This is a genomic window from Fulvivirga imtechensis AK7 (assembly GCF_000331535.1).
In the GTDB taxonomy this organism is placed as follows: Bacteria; Bacteroidota; Bacteroidia; order Cytophagales; family Cyclobacteriaceae; genus Fulvivirga; species Fulvivirga imtechensis.
Window position 1 is genome coordinate 94,219 of sequence record NZ_AMZN01000027.1, and the last position, 12,642, is coordinate 106,860.

Here is a 12,642-nt window from a genome sequence, read left to right on the forward strand (position 1 = left end):
TAACTATGTTAAAAAAATTACTCACTCTTATGGTCATTGGGACCCTCTTCTTCGTGGAAGCCAGGTCTCAGGCGGTCGTTACTGGTACGGTTACAGATGCCAGTGAAAATGAGCCGTTGCCGGGTGTAACAGTTCTCATTGCCGGTACGGGAAACGGTACGATTACCGATGCCGGAGGTAACTATAAAATAGAAGTAAGAGGTGGTCAACAGCTTTACTTTTCTTTTGTAGGTTATGAATCTCAAACCATTCCAGTTGATAACAGATCTGTTATCGATGTACAACTCACTCCTGATATTACCCAGTTGTCTGAAGTGGTGATCACCGCCCTGGGTGTGGAAAGAGAAAAAAAAGCATTAGGATACTCCATGACTGAGGTCGATGGTGAAGAGGTGTCCACAGTTAAGGAGACAAACGTTATTAACTCGCTGGCAGGTAGGGTGGCGGGTGTAGTGGTGTCGCCCAATACTTTTGGGCCGGGTAGTAGCACCCGCGTAATACTTAGAGGTAACAACTCCTTGACCGGTAACAATCAGCCGCTATACGTGGTAGATGGTATTCCAATGGATAATGCCGGTTTCGGCTCTTCCAATAGCAATACTGCGAGTGAATACTCTCGTGCTGACTATGGAAATGGTATCGCGGACATTAACCCGGACGATATTGCTTCTATTTCTGTGCTGAAAGGTCCTAATGCTGCAGCTTTATATGGTTCCAGGGCTAGTAACGGTGTTATTCTCATTACTACCAAAAAGGGCAAGGCAGGAAAAGGGCTTGGGGTAAGTTTTTCCTCTAATGTAACATTCGAAGACCCGTTGGTGCTCCCTGAATTGCAGGATGCGTATGGCCAGGGGTCGCAAGGTAATGTGGAGCTTACCACCGGTAGCTCATGGGGCGCCAGGCTTGACGGAAGCAACCGGCCTTATTTTACAGGTGAAAACAAACCTTACGCTTCTCAGCCGGACAATGTGAAAGATTTTTTCAGAACAGGTTCTACTGCTATTAATACTTTGAGCCTCACAGGAGGAGGAGAAAATGCAAATATCCTGTTCTCTTATACCAATGTACAGGCCAATTCGATCCTACCTAATTCGGAGATCTCTAAGCATAACTTTAATCTGAGAGGTTTTATGAATCTGACGGATAAGCTATCGTTTGATAGTAAGATCACATACGCAAATGTAGAAGGTCAGAATCGTCCTTCTCTCGGAACGGAAGGTGTGGTTGCAAACATATATTCCATACCCAGAAATATTGATTTCGATGATCTGAAAGATTTTCAAAATGAGGTAGATCTAAGCGTAAGGTCTTATACTGACGGGGGAGCGAATCCCTATTGGGTGCTGAACCATGATAGAAATGATGATGTGCGCAACAGAGTGTTCGGCTTCTTTAAAGTAGATTACCAGTTTACAGATAACTTTTCAGCATTTGCACGCGTAGGTGGAGACTTTACAGATCAAAAGATAGAGACGGTTAACCAATATGGGCACTGGTTTTATGGGTCGGGTAGGTTCAACTATGGTACCAGCAAGTCCAAAGAGATCAATGCTGATTTCCTTTTGAGCTATAACAAGAACTTAGGGGATATAACGGTATCGGCAAATTTTGGTGGTAACCATCGCTATGAAGAAGATGAAAGCTACTCCATATTTGGGGAAGGATTCAAGATTCCTACCCAGTCAACACTGCCTAGCGCTACTACACTCATTCCGCAATATTCTTTCCTGAGGCCCAAGGAGGTGAATTCTCTATATGGTTCTGCTCAATTGGCTTTTAGAGAAATTATATATTTAGATCTGACAGCCAGAAATGACTGGTCCTCTACATTGCCGGAAGCAAACCGGTCGTTCTTTTATCCTTCAGCAAGCTTATCGGTGCTTGTCAATGAATTTATCGATAGCGGGCAGCGAATTTTGAACTTTACAAAGATACGAGCCAGTTGGGCGCAAGTGGGTAACGATACTGATCCATTCCAGTTGACCAACACCTACAATCTTGACCAGAATGGATATTTAGGACGAACTACATTGTCAAAGCCCGACACACGATTCGATGCTGATATCAAGCCTGAACAGGTGTCTACCATCGAATTTGGTTTAGAGTGGAAAATGTTCGGTAACAGGCTGTTTGGAGACTTTACTTATTATGACATTACCTCTCAAGATCTCATCTGGGCAGTTCCTGTTTCACAATCTACAGGTTATAGCTTCTTCAATACTAATGTGGGGAAAATTACTAATAGTGGTGTAGAGATCCTTATTGGGGGTATTCCTGTAAGAACACCTGACTTCAGTTGGGAGGTCTCTGCTAACATTGCTCATAATAAGAATAAGCTGGAAGAGTTAATCGAAGACCTGGATAATTACACCTTTAGCACCACAAATGGAGGCAGTGTAACTGTACGGGCAACAGCCGGAGGAGGGTATGGCGACATTTATGGGACTACCTATATGACAGCTCCCAATGGTAAAATAGTCGTAAATGCTGATGGTGTCCCGGTAGCTTCTTCCGAGCATGTTTACCTGGGCAACTACCAACCGGATTGGATTGGTGGTGTTACCAACGCTTTCAGCTATAAAAATCTGTCATTGAAATTGTTGATCGATGCACGCATAGGCGGAGAAGTGTATTCCGGTGCTGATGCGGGGCTAGATGCTTCGGGAGCTTCTAAAAGAACATTGCAATACCGTGAGGATGGAGTTGTGCTGGATGCGATGGTCAACACTGGCACTGCGGAAGAGCCTGTGTATGTAGAAAATACCACGAGCGTATCAGCCCAGCGATATTTTGGTGGGCTTACAGGAATAGCTTCCAACTACGTTTACGACCAGACCAATATCAGAATGCGTGAGGCATCGCTGATCTATAGATTACCCGCTTCGTTGCTTTCAAAAACTTTTATTAAAACGGCATCCATTGGTCTTGTAGGTCGCAATTTATTCTTCCTTACAAAGAAGATTGACAATTTCGATCCTGAATCAAGCTACAGTACAACTTCATTCGGGCAAGGTGTGCTGTTTTATAACCTGCCGACTACCAGGAGCTACGGGTTCAGCGTGAAAATTGATTTTTAAAAATTATTAAAGATATAGATTATGAAGGCTATTTATAACAAAGCATTCGCGCTTGGCTTGGTTCTGATGATGTCGTGTACATCGGATTTCAATGAATTGAACCAACGCCCTGGCGCTGTTACGGCTGATGAGGCCAGTGGCAGGTACTTTCTGACCAATCCACAGTTTAATCTTTTTGCGCCCAACAGATACCCCTACTGGAGGGGCCCGTTGATACATGGCGATCGTTATGCAGGTCATTTCTGTTTTGGATTTGAAGGTTCCTGGTGGACCGATGAGCTGGGATATGCCTACCACGGAGAATATACAAATGCTACATGGGATTGGCTGGAAAGCTATCTGCGAGACCTGGATAACTACCTTGATCTTACGGCTACCGGTGGCGATTTTGAAAATGAAAAAATGCATGCGGTAGGATTGATCCTGAAGGGGCTTTACTATCAAAAATACACCGATATTTTTGGTGAAATTCCATACAAGCAAGCTGGAAATCCGGATATAATCACCCCTAAGTTTGACACTCAGAAGGATATCTATGTGGGTATATTAGATCAATTGGATGAGGCCATGACGCTTATTGGAGAGGCTACAAATACAGGTAATGCCATTGAAGACCTGGCTGATAATGACTTGTACTACGGAGGAGATCTTCAGAGATGGAAAAGATTGGCAAACACACTAAAGTTAAGGATTGCTTTGAGGGCATATGGAGCTAGCGGAGCAGATTTTGCTAATGGAGCGATCACTGAAGCCCTGGCTAACCCTTTAATTGAAACTCAGGATGAAAGTGCATTACTTATTAAAGATCAGGTAATCTCACAATGGGGTAGTGCAGCCTACGGTGACGTGTGGCATAACTTTGGTCTTGGATCTAACTGGACTGTGAGCAAAACACTGATTGACTACCTGAGAGATAATAATGATCCAAGACTTGGGAAATATGCCGTACCTGCTGATGGGGGAACTTTTACTATTCCCAAACCCGAAAATGGAGCTGAGCAGAAGGCTCTTGACCTCATGCTCACCAACCTCGATGACGCAGGGGTGCCCTATACCACAAGCGAAGTAGAAGTGGACGGTGAAACGAAGATTGAGGTGGTGATGCCTGAGAATATTCACTATGTAGGTCAGCCTTCACGCTTGAACCTAACCAGCTACTACTTTGCCAACTATAGCTTCTTTTCAAAGCCTGCAGAGATCATTACAAAGGCTAAGAATAGCGGAGAGATATTTCCTGAGCTGATCCTAACATCTGCAGAAGCCTATTTCCTCAGAGCAGAGGCTGCTGTAAGAGGCTTCGGAGGAGGTGATGCCAATACCCTCTACCAGGAAGGTATCCGTCAGGGCATGCTGCTTTGGGAGGTGGCAGAGGAAGATATAACCGAATTTCTGATCAATTCTGCAATAGCTACATTGTCTGGCACTACTGATGATATGCTCGAACAGATCAGCGTGCAGCGATGGATAGCAGACTATACGGATGGCTTCGAAGCCTGGGCGGTGGTAAGGAAGTCTGGCTATCCTGCTGATGTAGCCGATGGCGTAGATGATTCGGATATCTATGGTTACGGAGAGATCAACGGTGTTTACCCTCAAAGGATGAGGTATGGAAGCAATGCCAGAAATACCAACGGTACAAACTTAGATGAGGCCATCAGCCGGCAGGGTCCTGACCAGCAGGATATTCCGCTGTGGTTTACGAAATAGGGGTTGATTCTGCACGGACATTCGACTTTCTTTATAGTGGTCGGTGTTCGTGCTTATCTTCATCAACAAAACTCTGAGGAATCAAATTTTAATTTATAACTTAAGGACAATGCTGCTGTGGAAAAGTGGCAGCATTGCATTTGAATCTAATTACAACACTACTTCTTAAAAATCAGCAATGGATAACATACCGCAGCAGGTAAGCATTTCTGCAAGCACTGAGGCCAGGAGCTATACAAAGCCTTTTATTACGGTTACTTTTCTTTTTTTTATGTGGGGGTTCATTACGGTGATGAATGATGTGCTTATACCACACCTCAGGGCTGTTTTTGAACTATCTTATTTTAAGGCTGCATTGGTTCAGTTTGCCTTTTTTGGTGCTTTTTTCATTGTTTCTCTGCTGTACTTTTTCATATCCGCCTATAAAGGAGACCCTATCGCGAAGCTAGGATATAAAAACGGCATTCTGGTGGGGCTCTTTTTATGCGGGTTAGGGTGTTTTCTGTTCTACCCCGCGGCTTCCTATCAGATTTATGGCTTTTTCCTTAGTGCATTATTCATATTGGCTTCGGGAGTTACAGTGTTGCAAATTGCCGCTAATCCTTATGCAGCTATTTTAGGCAAACCCGCTACCGCATCGAGCCGGTTGAATCTTGCCCAGGGCTTTAACTCTTTTGGTACGACACTGGCGCCTGTTATCGGAGCCTTGCTGGTTTATAAAGTTTTTTCGGATGGTGATATTTCTGTAGACTCCTTGAAGCTTCCCTATATCATCTATGGACTGGTATTCCTGGTGCTTGCGCTGATGATAAAAATGGTGCATTTGCCTTCATTTAGTAGTAGTGATAAAATTGAAACAGGGGCTAAAGCCCTTCAATATCGTCATGTGGTGTTAGGCATGATCGCTATTTTCATGTATGTAGGAGGTGAAGTTTCCATAGGAAGCTTTTTGATCAATTTGTTTGCGCAGGAGCAGATCATGGGGCTGAGTGAAGCTGCCGGAGGTATTTTTCTCTCTTATTATTGGGGAGGCGCCATGACCGGTAGGTTTTTAGGAGCTATTTCTCTTGGGTCGTTGGAGAGCAGGAGTAGAAAATATCTGCTTATGTTGCTTACGGCAGTAGCTTCTTTCATAGTAATATACTTTGTTACCAGTATCAGGAACGAAAATGGCCAGTTTTATTTCGAACTTATGGCCCTTGACAAGCTAGCCTACTTTTTTCTTTTGATGGCACTTAACTATGCTGCTTTTATGCTCGGGGGATCGAAGCCAGCGAGAACATTAACGATTTTCTCCTTGGCGGTTGTAGGGCTGTTACTAACTGTATCCTTTAGCTACGGACAGTTGGCGTTTTGGGCTGCCATTGGCATAGGGCTGTTCAACTCGATTATGTGGTCGAATATTTTTACCCTTGCAATCAAAGACCTCGGCAAATATACAAGCCAGGCATCATCTCTGTTGGTGATGATGATAGTGGGTGGGGCTATCGTACCGCCACTGCAGGGGGCATTGGCGGATGCAATTGGTATTCAGCTTTCCTTTATGTTGCCGGTGCTTTGCTATCTTTATTTAATTTTCTACGGACTTAAAGGCCACCAGATAATAAAACCACAATCATGAAGGAACTTGTAGCAGGAATAGACATTGGCGGAACAGGGACCAAATTCGGTCTGACTGACAGGGACGGCAACGTGTTGATCTCCAATAGCATTAGAACTAATGCGCGTGAATCTTTTGATACCTACCTGGCAGAGCTTCATGCTGGAATTGAATCGGCTTTGGCTCAGGTTGGCGATGGCTATCAAGTAGTCGGCATAGGCGTTGGCGCCCCTAACGGCAACTATTTTAAGGGCACTATTGACGATGCTCCTAATTTGCGCTGGCGTGGTATTCTCCATTTTATTGAAGAGTTTAAAGCATATTATGATGTACCGATGGCGCTGACAAACGATGCCAATGCGGCCGCTCTTGGTGAAATGCTGTTTGGTGCGGCTAAGGGAATGAAGGATTTTGTAGTGATCACGCTGGGTACAGGCCTGGGAAGTGGTTTTGTAGTGAATGGACAGGTGCTTTATGGTTATGATGGCTTTGCCGGTGAAGTGGGGCATGTCATTGTCGATATCAACGGTCGGGAATGTGGCTGCGGGCGACAGGGTTGCCTGGAAACCTATGTTTCGGCCCCGGGCATCGTAAGAACAGTGCAGGAGATGCTGGGATGGTCAAAGTCGGATAGCGCCTTGAGAAAGATATGCTACGATGACCTAACCGCTGCTACTATTGCTGAATTTGCCCAGAAAGGGGACCCCGTAGCCTTGAAGGCTTTTGATTTTACAGCAAAAACGCTGGGTATAAAACTTGCAGATATGGTGGCGCATACCAGCCCGGAAGCTATTTTCCTGTTTGGTGGCCTGGCAAATGCCGGAGACCTTCTCTTTGAGCCCGTAAGGCGCTACACCGAGGAATTTATGCTTAACCTGTACAAAAACAGAGTGAAAATACTTCCCTCTGCCATTGGGGAGCAAAATGCTGCCATACTTGGTGCTGCTGCACTCATCTGGCACGACATGGATAGCAAAAATGAACAGTCACCGCAAAATATTTCAGCATGTTGAATTTGTATAGACCACAGCTAAAGATTGCCTGTTTACCTGCTCTGGCGCTACTGGCTGCCTGTAGTCAACCCGTGGAGCAGACCACTGTTGAAGCGGAAGTCAGATATACCGACTATGTTGACCCTTTTATTGGCACTGCCGCGCATGGCCATACCTACCCGGGTGCAACAGTTCCTTTTGGTATGGTGCAGCTTAGTCCCGACAACGGAACAGAAGGTTGGGACTGGGTGTCGGGGTATAACTATGATGATAGCGTAATTGTAGGCTTCAGCCATACCCACCTCAGTGGTACAGGTATTGGCGATCTGGCAGATATCCTGTTTATGCCGGTTCACCGGCCGGTAGAAGCAGGTAGAAAAGTGCATCCCAAAAATAACTACGATTTCAAATCAAAATTTTCTCATAGGAATGAATACGCAGAACCTGGCTACTACAGCGTCTACCTGGACGACAACCATGTAAAAGCAGAGCTGACAGCCAGCGAAAGAGCAGGATTTCACCAGTACACTTATGATGGATCCGGGGCTCCGGTCGTAGTGGTAGACCTTGGTTTTGCCATCAACTGGGATAAGCCCACTGATACCTATTTGAAAATGGAGGAAGAAAGCCTTTTAGTGGGCTACCGCAAGTCCAAAGGCTGGGCAGAAGATCAGCACCTGTACTTTGCGGCCAGTTTCTCTGAACCAGTTGCCGCTATTGAGATCTACAGCGACACTACAGCAGTAACTGGTGATGAAGCCGATGGAGAGAAATTGACTGCATTGTTGCGCTTTGATGAGTCGGTAAAGACTTTAAAAATAAAAGTAGGACTATCAAGCGCGGATATCGAAGGCGCCCAAAAAAGCCTCGCTGAAATTCCACATTGGGATTTTGACCAGGTGAGACAGGCGGCATCAGATCAATGGGAAAAAGAGTTGAGCAAGATCAAAATCACCGATCCGAACGAGACCAATAAAAAGATATTTTATACCGCGCTATATCACTCCAATCTGGCTCCTGTGATCTATTCAGATCACAACCAGCGATATAAAGGTGCCGATGGTAAGGTGCATCAGGCCGAAGACTATACCAAATATTCCATTTTCTCGCTATGGGATACTTTCAGGGCTGCGCATCCTCTATTCACCATTACTCAGCCAGAGCGGGTCGATGATTTCATCAATTCCATGCTCAGCCACTATGATGAGTATGGCTTGTTGCCGGTGTGGGAGCTTACAGGCAACGAAACCAACACCATGACCGGTTATCATGCAATACCGGTAATTACGGATGCATGGCTGAAGGGGTATGACGGCTTCGACAGGGAAAAAGCTTATGAAGCTATGAAGAAAAGTGCCGTGCAGGACATCAGAGGGGTAAACTTTTATAAAGAATACGGTTACATACCTGCTGACCTGGAAAATGAGTCGGTCACAAAAAACCTGGAATATGCTTTTGATGATTGGTGCATTGCTCAGGTGGCAAAAAAACTGGGTAATAAAGAGGATTATGATTATTTCATCAAGCGCTCGCAAAGCTACAGGCATTTGTATGACCCACAGACCAGGTTTATGAGAGGCAAACTTACCGATGGCACCTGGAAAGAACCTTTTGATCCGAAATTTTCATCACATCGGGTGGATGCCGACTATACCGAAGGTAATGCGTGGCAGCACAGTTGGTTTGTGTCCCACGATGTGGAGGGACTGATTGCACTGATGGGTGGCGAGCAGGTATTTATCAATATGCTGGATTCTTTGTTTAATGAAGATTCCGATATTCACGGTGATAATATTTCGGCTGATATTTCCGGGCTGATCGGGCAGTATGCCCATGGCAACGAGCCGAGCCACCACATAGCCTACCTTTACAACTATGCGGGAGCACCATGGAAAACACAGGAAACAGTGAGGAAGATCATGGGGCAATTGTATACCAGTGAACCCGCTGGCTTATGTGGCAACGAAGATTGCGGACAAATGTCCGCATGGTACATTTTGTCGGCACTCGGATTCTATCCCGTCAATCCTGCCAATGGGGTATATACGATTGGAGCTCCACTTTTTGAGAAGGCGGAAATACCACTGACCGGAGACACGAAATTTACTGTTGAGGCAGAAAATGTAAGTGAAGAAAATATTTATGTTCAATCGGCTACCCTTAATGATCAACCGCTAAGCAGGTCCTATATCACACATGAGGAATTGATGAAGGGCGGGAATTTAAGGTTTGTCATGGGGCCGGAGCCCAATACCTCCTGGGCCAGTGAAGAAGAGAATTACCCCTACTCAGGAATAAAGGAATAAAAACCAATGGCAGTAAAAGAAGAAAGATCTAAAAAAGTAGAAGGGGATAGAAACAGCTATGAAAATATCCCCGTCAAAGTTTATGACGACTCCCGGGAAGCCTCCGTTGCTGTGGCGGAAGAGATAGCGGCATTGATCAGAAGCAAGCAGGCAACTGGTGAAACGTGCGTGCTTGGCCTGGCTACAGGCTCTACACCCACAAAGGTCTATGATGAACTGGTGAGGTTACACCGGGAAGAGGGATTGAGTTTCGGAAATGTCGTCACATTTAATCTTGACGAATACTATCCCATTACACCTGATTCTTTACAGAGCTACGTACGCTTCATGCATGAGCATTTGTTTGATCATGTAGATATTCCAGTTGGGAACATGCACATACCTGATGGCACGCTGCCGGCTGATAAGGTGGCCGCTTATTGCCAGGAATATGAAAGTAAGATCGCATCATTTGGCGGATTGGACCTGCAGATCCTCGGTATAGGTCGTACCGGGCACATAGGTTTCAACGAGCCCGGTTCCACATTGCAAAGCAGGACCCGGCTTATCACCCTGGATCATGTCACTAAAGTAGATGCGGCCAGCGACTTTTTTGGAGAAGAGAACGTGTCCAGAAAGGCTATCACAATGGGTGTGGGTACCATTATGGATGCCGAAAGGGTGATATTGATGGCTTGGGGTGAGGGAAAAGCGGAAATCGTCAGGCGAACAGTGGAAGGAGAGGCAAGTCATGAAATTCCCGCCACCTTCCTGCAGAACCATCCCAATGCAACAGTTATTCTGGATACTGCTGCTGCCGACCAGTTGGTAAGGATCAACGAGCCCTGGATGGTGGGGGAATGCGAATGGACCAGTGAGCTGAAACGAAAAGCAGTGATCAACCTTTGTAAAAAGGTTGACAAGCCGATATTAAAACTCACAGATAGGGATTATAATGACAATGGGTTAAGTGATCTGGTAGCCAATTTCGGCCCTGCCTATGATATCAATATCAGGATATTTAACGAATTGCAGCACACTATCACGGGCTGGCCGGGAGGCAAACCATATGTTGATGACAGCAAGCGTCCCGAGCGAGCTGAACCCGCCCAAAAGCGCGTCCTTATTTTCAGCCCTCACCCGGACGATGACGTCATTTCAATGGGAGGGACGCTGATCCGCCTGCACGATCAAAATCATGAGGTACATGTGGCCTATCAAACGTCAGGAAATATTGCTGTTTTTGATGACGATGTGGTACGGTTCGCAGACTTTGTAAGCGATTATCATCAGGCGTTTGATTTTGTGAAGGAAAGCGCTGACCGGATGTTTGAACAGGTGGTGGCGGGTATCAGAGATAAAGGACCGGGAGAAACGGATAGCAAAGAGGTACAATGCATCAAAGGACTGATCAGAAGAGGGGAGGCCAAGGCCGCGTGTCGCTACATAGGTCTGAAAGATGAGAACGTACATTTTCTGGATATGCCGTTTTACGAAACCGGTCTTGTAAAAAAGAGGCCCCTGAGTGATGAAGATGTGGACATTATCGTCAACCTGATCAAAAAGATCAAGCCTCACCAAATCTATGCTGCTGGAGACCTTTCTGACCCGCATGGCACTCATCGTGTCTGTCTGGACGCCATTTTTCAGGCATTGGAAATACTGAAAAAAGAACCCTGGATGAAAGACTGCTGGGTATGGCTTTACCGTGGCGCCTGGCAGGAGTGGGATATACACCAAATAGAGATGGCCGTACCGTTAAGTCCTGATGAGTTGCTGAAAAAGCGCAGGGCTATATTCAAACATCAGTCGCAAAAAGACAGGCCACTGTTCCCTGGTGCGGACAGCCGGGAATTCTGGCAGCGATCAGAACAACGGAATAGGGAAACGGCCAGGGAATATGACGCCTTAGGTTTGCCTGAGTATGAGGCTATTGAAGCATTTAAAAGATATTTTTATTAATCAGAACCAAAGAATGATGAAGAGAAGAGACCTTATAAAAATAGCATCACTGGGCATACCTGCTCTTGGGCTTTCTCAGACTTTGTTGGGAAAAGCTTTTTCGACATCAGGCCGGAAAGCTGACGGTCCTATTGTGATTTCCACCTGGAATCATGGCATGATGGCCAATGAGGAGGCATGGAAGGTGCTGAGCAAGAAAGGTAACGCACTGGATGCTGCTGAAAAAGGAGTGATAGTTGTGGAGAACGATCCCACCAATCAAACCGTAGGGATCGGAGGATTCCCCGACCGCGAGGGAATAGTGACACTCGATGCCTGTATCATGAGCAAAGACGGTTGCGGAGCAGTAGCATTTCTGCAAGACATCAAAAATCCTATAGCCGTGGCCCGTAAAGTGATGGAAGAAACCCCTCACGTGATGCTGGTAGGTGCGGGAGCTAAAAAGTTTGCACTCACTCACGGTTTTAAAGAAGAAAATCTGCTTACGGAGCAAACCAAAAAGGACTATTTGAACTGGCTGAAAACATCAGAATATAAACCCATCATCAACATAGAAAACCACGATACCATTGGCCTTCTGGCAATGGATCATAATGGCGACCTATCTGGGGCTTGTACTACCAGCGGTGCAGCGTGGAAGATGCATGGTCGAGTGGGTGATTCCCCTATAATCGGAGCCGGGTTATTTGTGGATAATGAGATCGGAGCTGCGTGCGCAACCGGCCTGGGGGAAACAGTGATCCGTGCCGCTGGAAGCGCCATGGTAGTAGAGCTTATGCGCCATGGCAGAGAACCGGAAGCCGCTTGTAAAGAGGTAGTAGAACGTATCGTCAAAAACGAAAAGGATATCGCTAACACTCAGGTGGGTTTCCTGGCATTACGAAAAGATGGCAGCTATGGCGCGTATAGCGTCCACAAAGGGTTCAACTATGCTGTTAAAACGATAAAAATGTCTGAATTGATCGATTCGCCATTTATCAAGAGTTAGGTTCGGCATCATAATTCGATCGATTTTTTAG

At 45.8% G+C, this 12,642-nt stretch carries 7 protein-coding genes; all 7 read left to right on the forward strand.

Features of this window, described 5'->3' with window-relative positions; translation table 11 throughout:
• The first annotated feature begins 5 nt into the window (after window positions 1–5).
• A complete protein-coding gene (locus tag C900_RS08475) occupies window positions 6–3,077 on the forward strand; it encodes a SusC/RagA family TonB-linked outer membrane protein (RefSeq protein WP_009579334.1) in 3,072 nt (1,023 codons plus the stop codon).
• Between the two features lie 21 nt (window positions 3,078–3,098).
• A complete protein-coding gene (locus tag C900_RS08480) occupies window positions 3,099–4,784 on the forward strand; it encodes a SusD/RagB family nutrient-binding outer membrane lipoprotein (protein ID WP_009579335.1) in 1,686 nt (561 codons plus the stop codon).
• 178 nt (window positions 4,785–4,962) lie between these two features.
• Entirely contained in the window at window positions 4,963–6,405 is a 1,443-nt protein-coding gene (locus tag C900_RS08485) for a sugar MFS transporter (RefSeq protein ID WP_009579336.1), read from the forward strand.
• Window positions 6,402–7,397, forward strand: coding sequence for an ROK family protein (locus tag C900_RS08490; protein ID WP_009579337.1), 996 nt, complete (start codon window positions 6,402–6,404; stop codon window positions 7,395–7,397). The genes C900_RS08485 and C900_RS08490 overlap by 4 nt, the downstream gene beginning before the upstream one ends.
• Window positions 7,391–9,682: a GH92 family glycosyl hydrolase gene (locus C900_RS08495; RefSeq protein WP_009579338.1), complete on the forward strand. Its 2,292-nt coding sequence runs from the start codon at window positions 7,391–7,393 to the stop codon at window positions 9,680–9,682. Before C900_RS08490 ends, C900_RS08495 begins: the two co-directional genes overlap by 7 nt.
• A gap of 6 nt (window positions 9,683–9,688) precedes the next feature.
• Window positions 9,689–11,623, forward strand: coding sequence for a glucosamine-6-phosphate deaminase (gene nagB, locus C900_RS08500; protein ID WP_009579339.1), 1,935 nt, complete (start codon window positions 9,689–9,691; stop codon window positions 11,621–11,623).
• A 13-nt stretch (window positions 11,624–11,636) separates the two neighbouring features.
• Window positions 11,637–12,611, forward strand: coding sequence for an isoaspartyl peptidase/L-asparaginase family protein (locus C900_RS08505; protein WP_009579340.1), 975 nt, complete (start codon window positions 11,637–11,639; stop codon window positions 12,609–12,611).
• The last annotated feature ends 31 nt before the right edge of the window (window positions 12,612–12,642 follow it).